The 20,310-nt window shown below is 37.9% G+C and carries 16 protein-coding genes; 9 read left to right on the top strand and 7 right to left on the bottom strand.

Annotated elements, in window-relative coordinates; genetic code table 11:
- The first annotated feature begins 139 nt into the window (after positions 1–139).
- Entirely contained in the window at positions 140–439 is a 300-nt protein-coding gene (locus AKG98_RS08205) for a Dabb family protein (RefSeq protein ID WP_067044033.1), read from the top strand.
- Between the two features lie 168 nt (positions 440–607).
- Here the strand turns inward: AKG98_RS08205 and metE are convergent, their stop codons facing one another.
- Positions 608–2,890, bottom strand: coding sequence for a 5-methyltetrahydropteroyltriglutamate--homocysteine S-methyltransferase (metE, locus tag AKG98_RS08200; protein WP_067044030.1), 2,283 nt, complete (start codon positions 2,888–2,890; stop codon positions 608–610).
- A gap of 215 nt (positions 2,891–3,105) precedes the next feature.
- Between metE and AKG98_RS08195 the strand changes: the two genes are divergently transcribed.
- The gene (locus tag AKG98_RS08195) at positions 3,106–4,026 is read left to right on the top strand and encodes a LysR family transcriptional regulator (protein ID WP_067044027.1); all 921 of its coding nucleotides are present in this window, start codon (positions 3,106–3,108) and stop codon (positions 4,024–4,026) included.
- A gap of 100 nt (positions 4,027–4,126) precedes the next feature.
- Here AKG98_RS08195 and AKG98_RS08190 read toward each other — a convergent pair whose 3' ends face one another.
- Positions 4,127–4,924 (bottom strand): response regulator, encoded by a 798-nt coding sequence (locus AKG98_RS08190; protein WP_067044024.1) that lies wholly within the window; start codon positions 4,922–4,924, stop codon positions 4,127–4,129.
- Positions 4,925–5,618: 694 nt separating this feature from the next.
- On the opposite strand from AKG98_RS08190, the gene AKG98_RS08185 reads away from it, so the two are divergent.
- Entirely contained in the window at positions 5,619–5,867 is a 249-nt protein-coding gene (locus tag AKG98_RS08185; RefSeq protein ID WP_067044020.1) for a DUF3297 family protein, read from the top strand.
- 185 nt (positions 5,868–6,052) lie between these two features.
- On the opposite strand, the gene AKG98_RS08180 is transcribed toward AKG98_RS08185, so the two are convergent.
- The 3 genes from AKG98_RS08180 to AKG98_RS08170 form a co-directional block, all read right to left on the bottom strand.
- Positions 6,053–7,048 (bottom strand): hypothetical protein, encoded by a 996-nt coding sequence (locus AKG98_RS08180; RefSeq protein WP_067044017.1) that lies wholly within the window; start codon positions 7,046–7,048, stop codon positions 6,053–6,055.
- Positions 7,049–7,280: 232 nt separating this feature from the next.
- The gene (locus AKG98_RS08175; RefSeq protein WP_228140251.1) at positions 7,281–8,747 is read right to left on the bottom strand and encodes a cell wall metabolism sensor histidine kinase WalK; all 1,467 of its coding nucleotides are present in this window, start codon (positions 8,745–8,747) and stop codon (positions 7,281–7,283) included.
- Positions 8,737–9,441 carry a response regulator transcription factor gene (locus AKG98_RS08170; RefSeq protein ID WP_067044014.1) on the bottom strand — a complete coding sequence of 235 codons (705 nt, stop codon included), beginning with the start codon at positions 9,439–9,441 and terminating at the stop codon, positions 8,737–8,739. The genes AKG98_RS08175 and AKG98_RS08170 overlap by 11 nt, the downstream gene beginning before the upstream one ends.
- A gap of 232 nt (positions 9,442–9,673) precedes the next feature.
- Here AKG98_RS08170 and AKG98_RS08165 point away from each other — a divergent pair, with 232 nt between their 5' ends.
- The 3 genes from AKG98_RS08165 (at position 9,674) to pntB (ending at position 13,839) form a co-directional block, all read left to right on the top strand.
- Positions 9,674–10,129, top strand: a complete 456-nt coding sequence (locus tag AKG98_RS08165) for a hypothetical protein (RefSeq protein WP_067044011.1) — start codon at positions 9,674–9,676, stop codon at positions 10,127–10,129.
- Positions 10,130–10,759: 630 nt separating this feature from the next.
- Positions 10,760–12,301, top strand: a complete 1,542-nt coding sequence (locus tag AKG98_RS08160; RefSeq protein ID WP_067044008.1) for a Re/Si-specific NAD(P)(+) transhydrogenase subunit alpha — start codon at positions 10,760–10,762, stop codon at positions 12,299–12,301.
- A gap of 11 nt (positions 12,302–12,312) precedes the next feature.
- Positions 12,313–13,839, top strand: coding sequence for a Re/Si-specific NAD(P)(+) transhydrogenase subunit beta (pntB, locus tag AKG98_RS08155; protein WP_067044005.1), 1,527 nt, complete (start codon positions 12,313–12,315; stop codon positions 13,837–13,839).
- 76 nt (positions 13,840–13,915) lie between these two features.
- On the opposite strand, the gene AKG98_RS08150 is transcribed toward pntB, so the two are convergent.
- Positions 13,916–14,941, bottom strand: a complete 1,026-nt coding sequence (locus tag AKG98_RS08150; RefSeq protein WP_067044002.1) for a DUF4238 domain-containing protein — start codon at positions 14,939–14,941, stop codon at positions 13,916–13,918.
- Positions 14,942–15,108: 167 nt separating this feature from the next.
- On the opposite strand from AKG98_RS08150, the gene AKG98_RS08145 reads away from it, so the two are divergent.
- The 3 genes from AKG98_RS08145 (at position 15,109) to AKG98_RS08135 (ending at position 18,579) form a co-directional block, all read left to right on the top strand.
- A complete protein-coding gene (locus AKG98_RS08145; protein ID WP_067043999.1) occupies positions 15,109–15,519 on the top strand; it encodes a hypothetical protein in 411 nt (136 codons plus the stop codon).
- A gap of 125 nt (positions 15,520–15,644) precedes the next feature.
- A complete protein-coding gene (locus AKG98_RS08140) occupies positions 15,645–16,793 on the top strand; it encodes an SIR2 family protein (RefSeq protein WP_067043996.1) in 1,149 nt (382 codons plus the stop codon).
- Between the two features lie 13 nt (positions 16,794–16,806).
- On the top strand, positions 16,807–18,579 hold the full coding sequence (locus tag AKG98_RS08135; protein WP_067043993.1) for an ATP-binding protein: 1,773 nt from the start codon (positions 16,807–16,809) through the stop codon (positions 18,577–18,579).
- Positions 18,580–19,087: 508 nt separating this feature from the next.
- On the opposite strand, the gene AKG98_RS08130 is transcribed toward AKG98_RS08135, so the two are convergent.
- The gene (locus tag AKG98_RS08130; RefSeq protein ID WP_067043990.1) at positions 19,088–20,005 is read right to left on the bottom strand and encodes an AEC family transporter; all 918 of its coding nucleotides are present in this window, start codon (positions 20,003–20,005) and stop codon (positions 19,088–19,090) included.
- Between the last annotated feature and the right edge of the window lie 305 nt (positions 20,006–20,310).

Below are 20,310 nucleotides of genomic sequence, written 5' to 3'. Positions count from 1 at the left end.
TTGTGATGCTCATATGACATTCTTGTGAAATATTGATATTCATCCACCTAAATATGACATTTAAAGTTATACTTTCGCTTCTTCAAATCCCCAAGTTGGTTGGGTGAATTATTCGTTTGTTAAAAAGGATGGAACAATCATGGCGTTCAAACATATTGTGATGTGGACTTTACACGACACGGCCAATGGTAATGATAAAAGCACAAATGCTAAATTAGCGAAAGAAGCTCTTGAAGCGCTTAATGGTCAGATTCCAGGGTTACAACGTTTGGAAGTTGGTATTGATTGTCTGCAAGGTGCAGGTTCTTACGATTTAGTATTAATTGCTGATCTCGATTCTCGTGAAACGTTAGATGTATATCAAGATCACCCAGCACATCAAGCTGTGTTACCTATGATGAAAAGCATCACTAGCCAGCGTGCAGCTATAGATTATTAATCAAAAACGATTATTTAAAATAAGCGTGTTTGAGTTATGACCTCTTTATTTATAGATAGGTACATAGATATAAGAAAGGAGAGCGTTTGCTCTCCTTTTTGTATCCTGCCATTTTTATAACTAAACGAGCGTTGAAGCAACGTTTGGTAATATGTAGTAATAAAGCGATTAGTTAGAGAATGTATCGCGTAAGTTATGCGCTGCTGTCACCATGTTCTTCAATGCTTCTTCTGTTTCTTTCCAGCCACGTGTTTTAAGACCACAATCAGGGTTAACCCATAAGCGTGCCACATCAATGTATTCACTGGCATTGGTGATTAGTTGTGTCATCCATTCAACACTTGGTACGTTTGGAGAGTGAATATCATAAACACCCGGACCAATATCATTTGGGTAACTAAAATCAGTAAAGGCAGATAACAATTCCATGTTAGAGCGTGACGTCTCAATCGTGATCACATCGGCATCTAATGCGGCAATTGACGGCATAATGTCATTAAATTCACAGTAACACATGTGTGTATGGATCTGAGTATTGTCCCTTACACCTGACGCACTGATACGGAAAGCTTTAGTCGACCAATCTAAATACGCTTGTTGTTCACTGTGACGCAGTGGAAGCCCTTCTCGCAGCGCAGGCTCATCAATTTGAATTACTTTAATACCCGCCTTTTCTAAATCAACCACTTCATCACGAATAGCCAGTGCGATTTGATTAGTTTGTTCTTCACGACTGATATCATCACGGGTAAATGACCAGCATAAAATCGTCACTGGGCCTGTTAGCATGCCTTTCATTAGCTTGTTAGTTTGCGCTTGTGCATATTGGCTCCAAGCTACTGTCATTGGGGCTGGGCGTGAGATGTCGCCAAAGATGATTGGTGGTTTAACGCAACGTGTACCATAACTTTGTACCCAACCATTTTTTGAGAATGCGAAACCATCGAGTAATTCACCAAAGTATTCAACCATGTCATTACGCTCAGGTTCACCGTGTACAAGTACATCTAGCCCGAGTGCTTCTTGGCGTTTTACGACATCTTTAATCTCTGCTTGCATCTTGGTGATGTATTGGTCTTGGCTGATCACATTTTGTTTAAATTGATTACGCGTTTGACGAATATCACTGGTCTGTGGGAACGAACCAATCGTTGTCGTTGGAAATAATGGTAAATTCAATTCTTGCTGCTGGCTTACTATACGTTGCGTAAATGGACTATGACGTTGTGCATCCTGGTCGGTAATTGCAGCAACACGCGCTTTAACGGCAGTGTTATGAATGCGAGATGACGTTGCTCTAGATGACACTACCGCTGTTGATTCAGTGAGTTGTACGATTAATTTCTCAGAACTGTCACCGCTTAAAAGCGCATTGATAGTACTAATTTCAGTCAATTTCTGGGTCGCATAGGCTAACCAAGATTTAAGCTCTGTATCGAGTTTAGTTTCGTTATCTAGGTCAACGGGGCTATGTTGTAATGAGCATGAAGATGCAATCCATAAACGCTCACCTAACTGTGCTTTAGCTTGCTGTAATGCGCTGATTGATTGTGCAAGATCGTTACGCCAAATATTACGGCCATTAACAATACCAGCAGATAAAATAGCGTTATCAGGGAGTAATGCTAATGCCGACTCTAACTGCTGTGGCGCACGAGATAAATCAATGTGGAAGCCATCAACAGGCAATGAGAATGCCAATTCAGCATTATCGCCTAGCGCACCAAAATAACTGGTGAGTAATAGTTTGTTGCTACCTTTCGCTAATTCAGCATAACTGCTTGTCAATGCCTGTTGCCATTCGCTTGTTAGATCTTGAACGAGAATAGGTTCTTCAATTTGCAGCCATTCAACACCTTCCGTTGCGATGTTAGCAAGTAGTTGCTTATACGTTTCAACAAGTTGAGGTAGTAATGTGAGTTTATCAAAATCACTGTTGGTTTTACTTAACCAGAGGTAGCTTACCGGACCTAGCAAATTCGCTTTAATTGGGAAACCAAGTGCTTTTGCTTCTTGGATCTCTTCAATCAGTTGGTTGTAGCTTAATGCGAAATTTTGGTCTTCGTTTAGTTCTGGAACAAGATAGTGATAATTAGTATCAAACCATTTCGTCATTTCACATGCCGCAGCTTGTTGACCACAGCAAGGGCTAGAACCTCGCGCCATATTAAACAGCGTATCAAGGGTGATCGTTTCTTCTTGATGACGCTCTGGGATAACACCTAACGTCGCTGACAATGCTAATACTTGGTCGTACCAAGCAAAGTCACCCACAGTGATGAAGTCTAAACCCGCATCAATTTGCTGTTGCCAATGTTTAGCGCGCAGTTGTTTACCAACGGCTTCTAACTCAACTTTGGTGATGTCATTTTTCCAATATGACTCAATTGCTTTTTTTAATTCGCGGTCTGCACCGATACGGGGGAAACCTAATATGTGTGATTTAGCCATCTGTAACTCCATTTTCTTAGATGTGTTTGTTTGCTTGAGTCTTAAACTTTAAATTAAAACGGTAAACTTAAGGCGTAGACGCTTAGCTGTTTAGATGGCTAAAGTATTGAACATTATCTCACATGAATCAAATTCATATTTTTACTGATTAAGTTGAAATTAATTGATGTTGGCATTATGCTAAATTTAGTCATCCGTTTAAAAGGGAATTAACGATGCTCGAAGTTAAGCATTTGAAAACTATAATCGCATTAGAAAAGACAGGTTCATTAGTCGAAGCATCTGAAAGTCTCTATATGACGCAATCAGCGTTATCACATCAGATAAAAGATCTTGAAGATCGTTTAAATACGGCGCTATTTATTCGTAAAACAAGACCGCTACGCTTTACGGTCGCTGGTGAAAGGGTGCTTAAACTCGCGAAATCAGTACTACCTATGTTTGCTAATACTGAACGCGATATAAGCCGTTTGCTATCGGGTAATGCAGGGCGTTTACATATGGCAATCGAATGCCACAGTTGCTTTCAGTGGCTAATGCCGGCGATTGATGTGTTCCGTGACCATTGGCCTGAAGTCGAGCTTGATTTAACCTCGGGCTTTAGCTTTGCCCCTTTACCAGCATTAAAGCGGGGGGACGTAGACTTAGTGGTGACGTCCGATCCACAAATATTATCCGGCATTCATTACGAACCGCTGTTTAGCTATCAGCCGATGCTTGCGGTCAGTCGCCATCATGCTTTAGCGGATAAAGCGTATATCGAGCCAGAGGATCTGAGTGATGAAACGTTGATCACGTACCCTGTAGAGCAGGAACGATTAGATATCTTTAATCTATTTCTAGATCCTGCAGGTGTTTCCCCTCGTGCCATTCGACATGCGGAATTAACGATCATGATGTTACAGCTGGTGGCGAGTGGACGCGGTGTTGCGGCATTGCCAAATTGGGCATTAACGGAGTATTTAGAGAAAGATTATATTTTGGCGAAACCACTGGGCGAAGACAGTTGTTGGACAACCCTGTATGCGGCTATCCGTATTGAACAACTTGAAATGCCTTATATGGTTGAGTTTTTAAAAGATGCGAAAGAAAGTTCATTTCAGAAGCTGAAAGGGATAAAAACAGCGAACGGATAGCCTTTTAATTGTTAAAAAGGGAATGAGCTTGGTGAGTTCATTCCCCTTGATGAATCTACTCTATGTTGAAAGCTGTCTTCACGCTAAGAGTAGACCAGTACTATTGTTCATTCAATAACTGCTGCACAAGCATCCTGACCGTATCAATATCAAAAGGTTTATCACACAGTGCTGAGACACCTGCTTGCTTTACAGCGGTTAACTGGGCGCTGCCTTCTTCAGATGTCACCATCAGCACAGGTAGGTAAGATAATTCTGGGTTCATTCTGATTTTTTCAATTAACTCTTTGCCATCCATTTCCGGCATGTTGTAATCGGTAACGATCAAATCGAATGTATTTTGTGCTAAATATTCCAGAGCTTCGACACCATTTTCTGCTGTGGTGATATTCACAATGCCCATGCTATTGAGTACGCGACAGATGTGTTTTCTCGCTGTCAGGCTGTCATCAACTACTAGTATTTTTAATGTGGTTACATCGTATAAATCCAGCTCCATTTCTTCTGGTTCAATGTAACTCAGTGTGGCATTGAGTGCGCGTTGCAAGTCGACAAACTTAAATGGTTTTGGCAAAATAGCGATAGCGCCAGCTTGTTTCACTTGATCTAAGACAGAAAATCGCTGCTCGCTAGAAATGAGCATAAAGGCAATATTTTCAGTAAGTACATTAGATTTAACGAATTCCGCCAATTCCGCTCCAGAGCCATCTTCAAAATACATTGCGCTGATAATCAAATCCGGAATAAATCCGGTTAAACTTTGCTTTGCCTGCTCGATTGAGACAAGGCATTCGATGTTATCAACACCAGCGTCTTGCAATTGTGTAGTAATGAATTTACGTTGTGTGCTAGAAGGCTCAATTAATAAAATTGACAGATCACGAACTTCAAGACTCATATTATTCCTTGTTATATAAGTTGATATTACAGCTAAACAGTCAACATCATGACTAATACGTATAATCGATATAAATTACCGCGACTGAATAAGATAGTCTAGTTTTACCTCGATGATTAGTGATCTCGATGGCTCATAGTATTTGATTCTTGCAAATAATATACAGAGTCTACTAATTTGACTGACTATAATCTGTGCTGAATGAAAACGGTACGATAGATTAATTGATGCATTGTTATTGGTACTTTGGTAAAGCTATCATGGTTTTTTTAAAAGACAGTCAGGTTTATTTGTAGCCGAAAATTAACATACTCAGGTTAGATAACTCGTCTTGTATATAACTTACAAGGCTAAATAAATAATTTACAGAACTGCTCATAGTCCTTGAAGTCGGCGATGAAAAAGTTCCAATATAATATTAAATTTCAATGCGTTAGGTTTTTTTTGGTAAGGGTTGTTGATTGGGGAGAGACACGCTACTGTATAAACTTCATAAATTCGGGGGGAGTAATTGGGAATGTCAGGGGTCATTTGCAATGGCTGTCTGCTTTATATTTTCCGATGCGCTTAGCAAACCGGTTACGAGTTATCCGTAACGTGTGGTATTTTTAGAAACATTTATTACCGCAGCTCTTGAGCGTTAGGCCTATATTGTCTACAATAGCGCACTTTTTATTTACTACAGGTCACGAACATGAACGATACTAAATCGAAACCAGCTTTACCGGATCGCCTTTCGGGTAATCCTCGCAGCCCACATCATGTAGAAGAAGTTTTCCAGCATGACATTGGTATTATGCTTAATGGTAAAGAGCGTTTCGATGTCGAAGAATATTGCATCAGTGAAGGTTGGGTAAAAGTGCCGTCACATAAAGCGTTGGACCGTCGCGGTCAACCGCTTATGATGACGATAAAAGGAACTGTTGAATCGTTTTATCGTTAAGACGTGTCAATGAAAAATAGATAACTTAGTTAAGGGTAATCCCTCTTAGTGAGTTGGCGCAATTGTGACGTATTTTTGCAATGCCACTTATCATTTGAATCTAAGTCATCGCCAAAAAAGGGCCTAGAGAAATTTAGGCCCATTTAGCTGTAAAGGCTAATTATCAAGGTCGCTTAACGTATACGTTACTTATAAGCCGAATCAACCTCTTTTTTTTCAAATTCAGCTAACTTAGCAGTAAGCGCGAGTTCAAACGTTTGTACTTGAGCCTTGTATGACAAGTTTGATAGGTCTTGACCGATAAACTTAGTGCCTAATCCTTCGAGTGTGGCGCGATAGTGTAAAACAATCTGTTCACGTTGTTTTATATCAAGTCCATTGATCCAGCTTACATCTGTCGTTATATGCTCTGCACGTTGAATCCCATTTTTGATTAAGTTCGTTGTTGTTGTCAGCAAAGCGGTATCCCGAGGGCTGGTAATGATAATGGTATTAAGCTGTTGTAAACTCTGCGATACGTTATTGTAGCTCTGTGGAATTAATTGCTGATTTAATAGGTTGAATTGATCTTCTAATGGAGAATAATAGTCTGCTGTAACAATATTTATTTCTAGGTCACCTATTTTTTCCTGTAACTTATCTCGTTCAAATGCTTGTCTTGAAACTGAATAATCTTCCTCAATCATATTTATGATGCGGTTTAAATCTTGATTAATAATCGCGAAATCTCTTTGCCATACATTTTCTATTTTGGGCGCTAGATATTCAATATCAGCTAAGGGTTGAGCTAAAAATGCTGTAACCTGAATTTTTGTTTTTTGTGCTTTAATTAATTCATCACTAGTCTCCGCAATACCTTCTAAAACAGTACTTTCTGATGGGCCGCCAAAAAAACCTTGGTCATTGGGATCAAACCGATTCACGAGCTTACGCATACTGATTAAGTTTTTTTGAATTGACTTCCAAGTGCTGGGTGCATAGGTAGCAAAATTTTCATCTTTTGCCTTTAGGTAAGTTTGCTCAACTTCCGTTACCGCATCATTTACGCGTTGATTAAGGCGTGAATTACTGATTTTAGTTTGTTGGAGTTCTACTGCCGTCGATGATTTTTTTTCAAAGCTGGCACAACCTGTGATAAGGGTGATAAATACAAGGGTATGAGTGAGTTTAAATAAGTGCATGTTCATCCATCCTAAAGGGTGTATTGAGAGTGGCATAACCGTAATCTAATGGTTTGTATAAGACTAGTGTGAGTTAAAATCACGATAAGCAGTGATAACTATTTGAAAAGTTTGATCTCGAGTGAATAAAATAATCGAGAGATAAGAGATAAGAGATAAGAGATAGAGTTGTTCTGAATAATTTTAAGTAAAATCTGCAGCTTAGCTGATTGGCACTAAGCTGCAGTCAAATCTATATGCTTCCACTTGTCGGTAAACTAAAGCTGAACGTTGTACCTTGGCTTAACACGCTAGATACTGAGATCTTGGCATGGTGTAATGAAAGTAGTTTTGCAACGATAGCAAGGCCTAAGCCCGAGTTTCCTTGTTGACCATTGACGGTATTTTTAGCCCTAAAATGTGCATCAAAAATCCGCTCAACATCTTCCTTTGGAATTCCCACGCCAGAATCGGCAATACTAATAATTAGCTGGTTATCTTTCGGTTGTAGATGGATCTTAATACTGTCACCGGATAGACAGTGTCTTAGGGCATTATCAACGAGGTTGGTTAGTACTCGCTCCAATTTAGCAATATCGGCAATGGCTTGTAGACTTGGGTCTTTAGGCTCAACTGAAAGGGTAATATTTTTTTGCTGTGCTTGTAGCTGGAATTTGCTTAATACATCTTGTGCTAACTCGGCAACAGCGACAGGCTCTTGGTATAGGCTTACCGTATTACTGTCGAGTTGAGCGAGCTCGATGATCTGTTCGACAAGGCGTTGTAATTGATTCGCGTTCTTTTGTGCGACTTGAATGAAATCGTTACCTGCAGCCTCAGGATATTGTAATAACCAGGTTTCAAGATAACCTTTTAAGGACGCTAGTGGGGTTTTCAAATCATGGGATATATGCGATAGCATTTCTCGACGTAGTTGTTCTGTCGACTTAATTTGCGTTAATTGATTGTGTATCTTACTTTCTAATGACGAAAAATTATTGTGTAGATTGATAATCTCATTCGCAGCATACTGATGCGGTGTTGATGTTGAGACCGTTGAGAAGTCATTTTTAACAAAATTAGTTATATCTTGATCAAGTTGTATTATCGGCCTCACGACTCGTGCAAAAATGAATACTAATAGCGCAAAAGCAAGTGCGAAGAATACAATAAGTGCCGCAAGGATCTTGTACATACCGCTATCGAACGCTAAGTTTTTTACGATGCTATCGTATTTATCGCCACCGAGAATGACAAAGACATAGCCAATTTGTTGGTTATCTTTAAATATAGGGGCTGTTGAAAAGAGCTTTTGTTGATCTAGACTTCTAGGGTTATCGGCATAAATAGGGTAGGTAGCCCCTTTTATAAAATGGTCTAATGGTTTTGTATCAATCGATTCCCTTCTTATTTTACTCGGTTCTGCTGCATAGACGAGTAATTTACCTTGGTTATCTGTGATGTATATTTCATAGCTGGGGCCAAGCAACATTAAACTGTGGAAGGCGGGTTTTAGTGCTGTAAGACTAATCTCGCCTTGTTGTAAATCCTCTGAATAGTGGATTATTTGCTGAGCTAAGTTTTTGTGTAGTGTTTGTTCTACGCGGGCAGAGTTTGTATCGGTAATTACACAATAAATAAAAAACAACCCCGTTGCCATAGTGACAAACAAAATAATCAACGGGAATGTTATCTGTCCTAACAAGGATCTATGTGACATCGCAGACCTCCAGTTTATAACCAACGCCCCACACTGTTTTGATGTAGGTGGGTTTTGCTGGATTGGGCTCAATTTTATTTCTTAATCTATTCATGTGTGAATTTACCGTATGTTCATAACAGTCGTTATGATAATCCCATACTTCAGCAAGCAATTGCTCTCTGCTATACACACGGCCAGGCGATTTGGCTAAAAAGAATAACAAAGAAAATTCAGTACTGGTTAAAGAGATGAGTTCCTTATTCCGATGAACACTATGCGTCGCTTGATCTATGACTAGATCTGCAATCTTGATTTGTTCTGGTTCAAGCTTATTTGCAGCTTGTACATTACTGCGGCGAAGTAAGGCTTTTACACGGGCTTGTAATTCTAATACGCTAAATGGTTTGGCAAGATAGTCATCTGCGCCAGCTTCTAACCCTTGAACCCGATCTAATTCTTCTGTGCGAGCGGTTAACATCATAATAGGAACAATCGCATCATTGGTTCTTATTTTTTTGCATATATCTAACCCATCCATATCAGGTAGGTTTAGATCTAATAATATAAGCTGGAACACATTGCCACGTAGCTGTTCAAATGCATCTTTAGCGTTATGGCAACAAGTCACTTTTTTGCCGATCATCTCTAAATTGATTCGAATTAAATTCGCGATATCTTGTTGGTCTTCTACCACCAATACGTGTGTATCCATTGTGTCCTTACCTCTTATATCGTCTTAATAATATGTTTATTTAGGGCCTAACTGCGCGTAGATACTAATCGCAACAATAAAAGTAGGGCATATTAAATCTTAGTTAGTGCGATCTATGTTTGATTTTTTTGTAAACGGCTGTATTGATATCATACATATGCACATTTATTTATGCATTTTTATTTATCTTGGCTACCGTTAAATTATACCCCATGTTTAAGAGTGTAACAGTATGCTTGGCCAGATAACCGAAACCGATAAATTAATCTTGTTATACAAGTATGAAACTCAGGGGACGTTAGAGACAGAATCGGTGCTTGATATATCTGACGAAGAAGCGCGTTTTATCCGTACTTCGGGTGAATATATTTTGTGGGAGTCGGGTAAGCGTGACTTTGATTATCCCGAAATAGCCAATTCACATTGGTTAGAAACCACCTATCGTGGTCAAGCGGCTAAGTTAGATTGTTTACGCACCAGAGATGCGGTCTTATGTCCCTTGTTTATAAGTGATCAATTCTATGGTGAGTGGCATATACATAATGGCTTCTTACGGATGAATATAGAATCAGCACATCATCATATTGAGTTATTCTCTGTGGCGAATCATGACAGTAATATCCATCCAATATTGTTGTTTAAGGACAAGGAGCTAGTAGGTTCGGCAAATATAACGTTAATGGTATAAAAATAGTGGGGAATTACAGATAAGTTTTCACTGTTTGATATGTAAAACCATTTAATTTGATAGTTATAGCTGATTAATCATCATCAAACGTACGTTTAAATTATGGATCCATTAGTTTTAGGTTATTATATTTTAACCTTTGGTGCTGTAAAATTAGGCATGAATCACTCATTATAAGTATAAAAATACACTTTATAATAAAAAGTAACAACATATGTCTATTTGTTTCATAGTGTCATTTTTAGATATTATACCATTTTGATATCTCTCTTCATTTCAAACGAAACCCTTCTTGGTTAGTCATGTAAATCATTGAAGATTAAACTAATTTAATCTTGTCAACTGTACTTCAAAGATGCTTTAATTCGAGCTGGATAATTATTTATTTTACGTTTAATCCACATTTTAGATTCTAATTTCCATTTAAAATGGGGTAAGTTAATATAAATTGTTGTTGCGTTAAGTCACATTTTTGTGAACAATCGTTAGTGACAAATGACTCTCTTCATTTTGAATATGAAGGGGTTAATCCGATATTTTGTACTGATGCTTCTCCGTACCTCATGCTATATGGGATACACATGGAACGTAGTATTTTATCTTTGATGTTGAAACAGACAGGAACAGATGATGCAAATAGGTATACCAAGAGAGAGCCTCAAAGGTGAAACTCGAGTTGCTGCAACACCAGCAACGGTTGAGCAGTTACAAAAATTAGGCTTTTCAGTATTGGTTGAAAGCAATGCTGGTCAATTATCTAATTTTAGTGACGCTACTTTTGAGGCGGCTGGAGCAACGATATCGGAAGATACCAAACAAGTTTGGGCTTCTGACATTGTACTAAAAGTTAATGCGCCAGCGAACGACAAAGAAATTAAGTTATTACAAAAAGGCACTTCATTAATCAGCTTTATTTGGCCAGCCCAAAATGAAGCGCTTTTAGAGAAACTTGCAAAACGTGAAATCAATGTTTTAGCAATGGACTCTGTGCCACGTATTTCACGTTCACAGTCACTTGATGCATTGAGCTCAATGGCTAATATCGCCGGTTACCGTGCGGTAATCGAAGCAGCAAATGAATTTGGCCGTTTCTTTACCGGTCAAATTACCGCTGCTGGTAAAGTACCACCTGCAAAAGTACTGATTATTGGTGCTGGTGTTGCTGGCCTTTCTGCTGTAGGCGCTGCGGGTAGCTTAGGTGCGATTGTTCGTGCCTACGATACGCGCCCTGAAGTTAAAGAACAGATCACCAGTTTGGGTGCTGAGTTCTTAGAGGTTGATTTTGACGAATCAGCTGGTTCTGGCGACGGTTATGCGAAAGTAATGAGTGAAGACTATAAAGTTCAAGAGCAGAAGATGCTTGCTGAACAAGTTGCTGATGCTGATATTATCATTACCACTGCATTAATTCCTGGTCGTCCAGCACCACGCCTAATTAGCCAAGAAATGGTTGATGCAATGAAAGCGGGTAGTGTGATTGTCGATTTAGCTGCAGTGAACGGCGGCAACGTTGAACCAAGCGTGGTTGATAAAGTTATTACGACTGACGGTGGCGTTAAAGTCATTGGTTATAACGAAATGGCTCGTCGTCTACCAGCACAAGCATCACAGCTTTACGGTACCAACTTAGTTAACTTACTCAAATTACTCACACCAGAAAAAGACGGTGAAATGACTATCAACTTTGATGATGTCGTTCAACGTGGTGTGACGGTAATTAAAGACGGTGAAATTACTTGGCCTGCACCACCGATTCAAGTTTCAGCTGCTCCTCAAGCTGCGAAACAAGAAGAAGTGAAAGAAGCGCCAGCTAAACCTGAAAAGAAAAAAACAGGTATCTATAAGGCATTATTAGCGGGTGGCGGTATCTGGGCATATTCAGCGCTAGCAAATTATGTACCTGCTGAATTTTTAAATCACTTAATGGTATTCGCACTGGCTTGTGTGATTGGTTATTACTTGATTTGGGATGTGGCAGCGTCATTACATACGCCGCTGATGAGTGTCACGAATGCGATTTCAGGTATTGTTATTCTTGGTGCTTTCTTCCAAATGGGCGCAGAAAGTGGTCTTGTAACCTTACTCGCATTCCTCGGCACATTTATTGCCACTATCAACATCGCCGGTGGTTTTGCCGTTACTGAGCGCATGCTGAAAATGTTCCGTAAATAAGGATTTTTATAATGTCTCAAGAATCAATTGAAGCTGCACAATATGCTATCAATGCTGCGCAAGCAGCGGTAGACGCAGCAACACAAGCCGCGCAATTGGCACAGATTGCAGTTGCAGAACAAGCACCAGTTGCTGTTGACGTGGTACAGGAAGTTGCAAGTGGTAAAAGTATTTTAGAAGCGGCATATATTGCTGCGGCGGTACTGTTTGTACTTGCTCTTGCTGCTTTGTCAAAGCAAGAAACGGCACAAAAAGGTATTTATGTCGGTATTCTGGGTATGATTGTAGCGGTTGTTGCAACATTATTTAGTAGTGACGTAACAAATATCGGTTATATCATTGCCGCTATGCTTGCTGGTGGTGCATTTGGTGTACGCTGGGCAAACAAAATCGGAATGACTGAAATGCCCGAAATGGTTGCGATCCTAAACAGCTTCGGTGGTTTAGCCGCGGTGTTTATCGGTTACAACAGTTATATCGAACACGGTATTACAGATCCAGTGATGCTAAGCATCCACTTAACACTGATCTTTTTAGGTGTGTTTATTGGTATCGTGACATTTGTTGGTTCATTAATCGCTTGGGGTAAACTAAACGGTCGTGTTAAATCGAGCGCGTTAATGTTACCACACCGCCATAAAATGAACTTAGTTGCATTACTTGCTACTATTTATCTGATGTTCTCGTTTGTTGGTGCTGGTTTTGAAGGCAACACAACAGCATTAGTATTAATGAGTCTTATCGCAATCGTATTTGGTGCGCATTTAGTGCTATCAATTGGTGGCGCGGATATGCCAGTTGTTGTATCTATGCTTAACTCTTATTCAGGTTGGGCTGGTGCAGCTACAGGTCTTATCTTAGGTAATGATCTGTTAATCGTAACTGGTGCGCTAGTTGGTTCTTCAGGTGCAATTTTAAGTTATGTAATGTGTAAAGCGATGAACCGTTCGTTTATCTCTGTTATTGCGGGTGGCTTCGGTAACGACGTTGTTGCGCCAACAGGAGATGAAGAGCAAGGTGTTCACGTTGAAACATCTGCAGCTGAAGTTGCTGAAATGCTAATGGGTTCTAAGCGTGTAATCATCACTCCGGGTTATGGTATGGCTGTAGCGCAAGCACAGTATCCTGTATTCGCAATCACGAAGAAACTGCGTGACGCGGGTATTGATGTGCGCTTTGGTATTCATCCTGTAGCGGGTCGTTTACCTGGTCACATGAACGTATTACTTGCTGAAGCAAAAGTACCTTACGATATCGTATTAGAGATGGATGAGATCAACGACGATTTCAACGATACTGATACCGTACTTGTAATCGGTGCGAATGATACGGTTAACCCAGCAGCGAAAGAAGAAAATTCGCCAATCTCTGGTATGCCTGTACTCGAAGTATGGAATGCAACGAACGTTGTTGTATTCAAACGTAGTATGGCAACGGGTTATGCGGGTGTTCAAAACCCATTATTCTTCAGAGAAAACACAACTATGCTGTTTGGCGATGCTAAAGAAAGCGTAGAAGAAATCTTCAAAGCAATGTAATTGCGATGTTAGTATCGGTTAAATGATACAAGATTTTTTGAAGATTGAAGGAGCCGAAAGGCTCCTTTTTTTGTTTTTAGGTTTTAAAGTCCTTGATTGCGTTCCAATTGGTGCCTACGTGCTTTTGATAACGTTTTAGTATTTCTTTGCTATTACCAAAAATATGAATGTTAGCTCGTTTAGCTATCTTGATGTTCATCTCTTCGACTAAATCAACAGACACTTGAACTCTGCCGCTCTCAAAACGATTTGACTTGTTTACCATGTAAGCAACAGTTGGTGAGATAGGGTAGTAAAAATCACACTCATGATCTTCTGGCGGTTTTATCTCATCACTTAACGCTTGATGAACATTTATCACAGGTTGGTCAGAAGTAATGAATGCTGTTTCAGTGTCGTTAATCAGCAAGCAATGATAGTCTTCTTCTCGAGTAGCAAACATATCTGCACCCATGTTCATGCCTAAAATATAACTAATGAACCACCAGCTTTCTTCAATAGTCTTAGCTAGCTCTTGATGAGCATGATTGTTGATGCTGTTATGAGCAGTTGAAATCGTATCTTTGAAGTTCTTCGTTCTTGCGATTTGTTGAGCAAAGAACTGCATGAACCAACACATGTTTTTGATGTCTTCTAAAACAGTTAGATCTTGATTTGCAAGTGCTTCAATAATCGGTAAAGCTTCTTTTTCATGAGCAGTATGCAGATTTTCAATTGAGTTGCATTTCCAAGCGTGAAGCATTTTTTCAGCTTTGATGTCTTTTATGCCACTTTGCTTGTACTTAAGCTCTAATGCTTGCATTAACAGGAATTTATCCAATAGAGTTTCATGCTGCTTACGTAGATAATCAGGGCTTTTTGAAGAAAGCATTTTGAGTATGATTACTTGTTCTTGGCTGAGAAACTTTACTTGATAAAAATTCTTTTCCATCGCAACGCCTCTAACACTGTCACAAACAATATTCTTTTTAGCAGTCATATAGCAAACATTTTTGTTATCTAATGACCATCGCTTCAAGTAATCTGCCCACACGTGATGATGTTTAATTTTTGCTTGTAATTGCTTCTCTATACTATCTGTGTTTTTGATATATTCTGTCATAATCACCTCTGACGGCTATTATATCATTGATGTCATATGCTTAATCCGTATTTTTATATTGTAGAGTGACCATTATTAAGTATATTAATTAAATTACGAAGTTGATCTGTACTCAATTTGGGTTAGAATAATCGCATTGAAAGACTAATTTAAACTAGGTATATATTATGGCTGATGTGAAATGGGAAGCGGCACCTTCGGGTCTTAAAAGTGGTAATTTAAACGGTTGGAAACGACAAATGGCGCTTGCTTGTCCTAGCCCTAAGTTGGGTGAAATGGTTGTTGTCGAAACGGATGATAGTGACGGGAAAATAATTCATATTGGTTACAAGTGCATACGTGCTGATGGTGAGAACAGTTCTTGGCGTCGTATGAAAGGCACTGAAATTGTTATTACACCTGAAACTATCATCATTAAAGGAGCTGTAACTGAAAGCGGACAGCAAGCAACATTAAGTGATGTGTTTTTAGGTAATGCTAGTACAAACTCAGGTATTCCGGTAACTATGTCAGATGACGGACCTGGGGTTTATCTAGGTGACGGGGTTTATGTATCTGCGGAAGATTGCTGGTTTTAAGTGTTTAGGAATATCTAAAGAAGATTTAGCAATGATTGACTTGTACAAATACAAGCATCTCAAATTAACAAAATTGTCACTAGTTATACCATCAGTATAATTCAGCACATTACCAGAGATTTTAAATGATTGATAAAATTAACATTGCCGATATTTACGATAAAGACATTAACTTCTTGATAGGTGCTGGAGCTTCTACGGGACTGTTCCCTAATTTATCAACTAATATGAAAATTGATGAGGATAATTGGGAGTCTATTGAGACGTTAGCCGAACATTTCGATCAGACTAACAAGACTGCTCTAAAGACACTTTTGTTTATGTATTACTACAAAGAATGCATTGAGCCAGTTATGATTTGTGACTATAAAAGTATACAAACCTCGTCAAACATAGACCCTGAAGATAAGAGACAAAGCGTAATTGATAACTATAAGTCATTGTTAACAACTATGTCATCAATTTTAGATAAACGTAAGGGATATGATAAGAAGCTAAGTGTTTTTACTACGAATTATGATTCTTGTTTTGTTGAAGCTTACGATCAAATAATCAAAGAAACTAAGCTAGATTTCAATATAAATGATGGTTCAAAAGGTTTTAAATCTAGATACGTTGAAGCTAGAAATTTCAATTCTATTCAAGTTCAGAGTGGTATTTTTGATAAAGTACATACTGCAATTTCTCAAATAGATATCGTGCACCTTCATGGTTCGGCATATTGGAGAAAAGAAGACGAACGGATCGAAGTCATCTACCACAATAACAACATGGATCGTAAAATTGATTCGATTGCCCAAGATAAACTTACTGCATTTAAGCAAGTCATCACTAATGAAGAATCTAATCGAAATAGTTTCCTCAATATAGAATTTACTCCAGCTGAGAAAGATGCATTTGATGCGACTTCAAGTGCATTTTGGGACGAATATAATAAGCTACCAATAGTTAATCCAACTAAATGGAAATTTCACGAAACCGTTTTTGAGGAACATTATTATCAGATGCTTAGGCATCTAAGTTATGAGTTAGAAAAGCCTAACTCAGTACTTATTGCTTTTGGCTTCTCATTTGCTGATGAACATATTAGAAACTTAGTTAAACGCTCGCTGAATAACAAGAAGCTAATAATGTACGTTAGTTGTTTTAGTGAAGGGCAATATAATAAAATGCATGAATATTTTGGAAATTTCAACAACGTAAAGTTAGTCAAAGTTGATGGTAGATTGGATTTCACTAAATTTAATACAGATGTCTTTACTCTTGCTGAATAAATCGGAGCTTTAAATGTCTATATTAGTAGGTGAAGTAATAGCTATTAGTGGTGTAAAAGTTACACTTAAAGTATTCGAACAATCTAACAAAGATACGCTCTTCTATGATGGGGAGAAATACAAAGGTATTTCAATCCGAGAATATGTAAGTATTCAACGTGGATTCCGAGATATCATTTGTATCGTTGAGGGAGAGCATTTAGATGAACATCGGTTTATTGAGGAAGATGAACGAGTTTATTATGTTAGAAAGGTAGAATTAAAACCAATTGGTTATTATGAAAATGATAAGTTTTTTGAAGGCATTAAGTTCCTACCTATGATTAAAGATAATGCTTATCTCCTAAAAGAAGACAAGTTGAAAGAGATTTATAGCCAAGGAAATAATGATCAAAGTTTTATTATCGGTGAGTTATTAAAAGAAGAAATCCCTATTTCACTTCCATGGCAAAAATTATTCAATACTCATATTGGTATTTTCGGTAATACAGGTAGTGGTAAATCAAATACACTTACTAAATTATTCACTACATTATTTGAAACAAAAATTGATAAAATTAATGGGAAAAGTCAATTTGTACTTTTAGATTTCAATGGTGAATACACTGGCGAGCAACTAGTTTCGCCTGAGTATAAAACGGTCTACAAGCTAAACACTAAAATGCAAGAAGATCGTTTCCCATTAGCTGAAAGCGAATTTTGGAATACTGAAACTCTAAGTATTCTATTTCAAGCAACTCAAAACACCCAAAAGCCTTTTATCAACAGAATTATTGCAGGTAGAGAACGTTTCGCTACTAATCCTGGTAGTTTTCTTTCTTACATTAAAACAACATACGAACTAATCTTTAGTGCAGCAGCTCCAAAGCCTGACACATTAGACTTAATAAGAGAGATTACAGATACTCTTGGAAATGATGCTCTTAAAGTCAAATTGAAAACAGTGTCGTGGAATACTAAGAACTCTAATTTTCAGTGTATCTACAATGGTAATATAACGTATTTAAATTCTAATGGTGTAGGATATCAAACGGTCTTCGAAACTGATGTAGAGGGTATTCGGTTACCAGTATTAACTGCATTTGATGAATTCCAGATTCGTTGCAACATACAACTTATTCGTGATCTTGTTAATGGCTACGTACAATTTGAGCATATTCAGCCGCTACTAAAACGTATTGATTCTTCTCTTTCAAGTGTAAAAAAAGTAATTACAGTAGATAATCAGCAACCAGAAGCTAAAACATTAACTGTTATTTCACTTCGAAAGTGTAATCAAGAAGTGAAAAAGGTTATACCGCTTTTGATAGCAAAACATTATTATCATCAGCACAAAGATACTGTAGAAAATCCACCCAGAAACACCGTACATTTGATTATAGATGAAGCTCATAACGTTCTTTCACAACAATCTACTCGTGAGAATGAAAGCTGGAAAGATTATAGATTAGAACTGTTTGAGGAAATTATCAAAGAAGGTCGTAAGTTTGGTATGTATTTAACATTATCAAGTCAACGCCCAGCTGACATCTCAGCCACTATTATGTCTCAAATCCACAATTTCTTTATTCATAGGTTAGTCAATGATCGAGATTTATTTTTATTAGATAATACAATTAGCACTTTGGACAGCATGTCGAGAAGCTTGATTCCAAATTTGTCAAAAGGGAGCTGTATTGTTACTGGGACATCTTTTGATTTGCCTATGCTTTTACAAGTTAATCTTCTTGAGCGTGAAAAACAACCTGATAGCGAAGATGTTAATTTGGTAGAACTTTGGAAATAATATTTTAGCCAGATCTTTCGGGTAACTACTGAGAATATTGCATCCTCTAAATGTTCTGGTGAAAAGTGTGAATATTTCATAGTATCAACAATTGATGCATGTCCAAGTATTCACTTTAACACCAGAATATTATCGCCGCATCGAAAGCAAGAAACCAAAGATAGTTGTTGCTTTTGGTGATAGCTCATAGTTATTAACTCGTTTATTTTGTCGTATTCTTCAAATGATTCTTTACTCACTTGCTTACCTTTGAATTTACCTTCTTCGGTCAATACCGATACGCTGTTTCTCTAACATCTCGGTGCGTTGCATTTCAGCGATGCTAAAGAAAGCGTAGAAGAAATCTTCAAAGCAATGTAATTGCGATGTTAGTATCGGTTAAATGATACAAGATTTTTTGAAGATTGAAGGAGCCGAAAGGCTCCTTTTTTTGTTTTGAATAAACTTCAATAGCCGTAACTAGTTATTCTAATTGTAAAATTAACAACGCAGTTAGTAGAAGTATTAACTAACCCTGTATGAGCATAATCATCAAAGGAAGTACTAATATTGAGACTGCTGTTTGCAATGAAATGATGGCTGCGATTAAAGGCGCGTTTCCTCCCATTTGTTGAGCTAACGGATAGCCTGCTGGTGATGTAGGTGAAATGGCAAAGATCATCGCTACGATAATAAAATTGAGAGGTAAACTGAGCATTGTTGCCGTAAAATATACGACGGCTGGAAATACGATCATTTTTGAAAACGATGATAATAAGCAGAATGTGAGTTGACCTTTAAAGCTTGAAAATTGTAAGCTAGCGCCAATACATAAGAGAACGACTGGAAGGGTTGCCCCTGCAAGAATTTTTGTTATCTCATATAATATCGGATCCTTTCCCCATCCAATATAGTTAATTAACAGGCCAAAAAAAATGGATATGATAATTGGGTTTGATAATAACTGATTCAGTATATTTATTTTTTTCCCTGTATTTTTATGCAACATGGAAGACATGACTGACACCATGAAAATATTCGAGAATGGAACCAATATAGCAATGGTGATCGTGCCAAGGATAATCCCTTTTTCACCGAGTAATTGAGCTGATACCGCTAAAGCTATAAAAGAATTATGCCTTCCCGCCCCTTGAATTATAGATGTTAAAGAAGGGGGATCAATATTTACAATTTTACCTATTAAGTAAGATATAAATACTGCAGAAAAAAAACCGATAATCAATACGACTGTATAATCTAACAATGCAATATTGCCAAAATCCATGGTCGATGTTTTGTTAAATGTAAAAGCTGGAAATAGAACAAAATAGGTGATTTTATTTATAGAAAACCAGGACTGTTCATCAGTCACTAGGGTCTTTTTTATCACTTTACCAAGAATGAGTAATAAGAAAATTGGGGCTAATAAAAATAAAATATTTAGCATAAAATAATACCGTCCATTATTGTTACAAGGCGTTATTTTTGATGACACTTAATAACATCTCAATTTTTATTCATGATTCATCAGTAAATCGGATATATTGTGTATTATTCTATATTTTCTGCGTTGCTTTCCACTTACCTCTGATAATGTTGAATAAATTAATTGATTTATTATCTTATGTCTATGATTTATTTGAAGTATTAAAACCTAAATACTAAGACGTAATTGAAATGTGACCACGCAAGCGAAATGGGACAAGTCGTTTGTTTTAGAGTGACGTAATGGAACATCGATCTAATGCAATT

This window comes from Moritella sp. JT01 (assembly GCF_001574435.1).
Taxonomy (GTDB): domain Bacteria; phylum Pseudomonadota; class Gammaproteobacteria; order Enterobacterales; family Moritellaceae; genus Moritella.
This window is presented reverse-complemented; position numbering and strand designations above follow the sequence as displayed.

What these genes read in the sequence shown, in the direction of transcription:
- AKG98_RS08195 (WP_067044027.1), top strand. Translation starts at nt 3,106, where the DNA reads ATGCTCGAAGTTAAGCATTTGAAAACTATAATCGCATTAGAAAAGACA.
- AKG98_RS08130 (WP_067043990.1), bottom strand. Translation starts at nt 20,005, where the DNA reads ATGCTAAATATTTTATTTTTATTAGCCCCAATTTTCTTATTACTCATT.
- AKG98_RS08175 (WP_228140251.1), bottom strand. Translation starts at nt 8,747, where the DNA reads ATGTCACATAGATCCTTGTTAGGACAGATAACATTCCCGTTGATTATT.
- AKG98_RS08205 (WP_067044033.1), top strand. Translation starts at nt 140, where the DNA reads ATGGCGTTCAAACATATTGTGATGTGGACTTTACACGACACGGCCAAT.
- pntB (WP_067044005.1), top strand. Translation starts at nt 12,313, where the DNA reads ATGTCTCAAGAATCAATTGAAGCTGCACAATATGCTATCAATGCTGCG.
- AKG98_RS08145 (WP_067043999.1), top strand. Translation starts at nt 15,109, where the DNA reads ATGGCTGATGTGAAATGGGAAGCGGCACCTTCGGGTCTTAAAAGTGGT.
- AKG98_RS08180 (WP_067044017.1), bottom strand. Translation starts at nt 7,048, where the DNA reads ATGCACTTATTTAAACTCACTCATACCCTTGTATTTATCACCCTTATC.
- AKG98_RS08170 (WP_067044014.1), bottom strand. Translation starts at nt 9,441, where the DNA reads ATGGATACACACGTATTGGTGGTAGAAGACCAACAAGATATCGCGAAT.
- AKG98_RS08190 (WP_067044024.1), bottom strand. Translation starts at nt 4,924, where the DNA reads ATGAGTCTTGAAGTTCGTGATCTGTCAATTTTATTAATTGAGCCTTCT.
- AKG98_RS08135 (WP_067043993.1), top strand. Translation starts at nt 16,807, where the DNA reads ATGTCTATATTAGTAGGTGAAGTAATAGCTATTAGTGGTGTAAAAGTT.
- AKG98_RS08150 (WP_067044002.1), bottom strand. Translation starts at nt 14,941, where the DNA reads ATGACAGAATATATCAAAAACACAGATAGTATAGAGAAGCAATTACAA.
- metE (WP_067044030.1), bottom strand. Translation starts at nt 2,890, where the DNA reads ATGGCTAAATCACACATATTAGGTTTCCCCCGTATCGGTGCAGACCGC.
- AKG98_RS08160 (WP_067044008.1), top strand. Translation starts at nt 10,760, where the DNA reads ATGCAAATAGGTATACCAAGAGAGAGCCTCAAAGGTGAAACTCGAGTT.
- AKG98_RS08140 (WP_067043996.1), top strand. Translation starts at nt 15,645, where the DNA reads ATGATTGATAAAATTAACATTGCCGATATTTACGATAAAGACATTAAC.
- AKG98_RS08165 (WP_067044011.1), top strand. Translation starts at nt 9,674, where the DNA reads ATGCTTGGCCAGATAACCGAAACCGATAAATTAATCTTGTTATACAAG.
- AKG98_RS08185 (WP_067044020.1), top strand. Translation starts at nt 5,619, where the DNA reads ATGAACGATACTAAATCGAAACCAGCTTTACCGGATCGCCTTTCGGGT.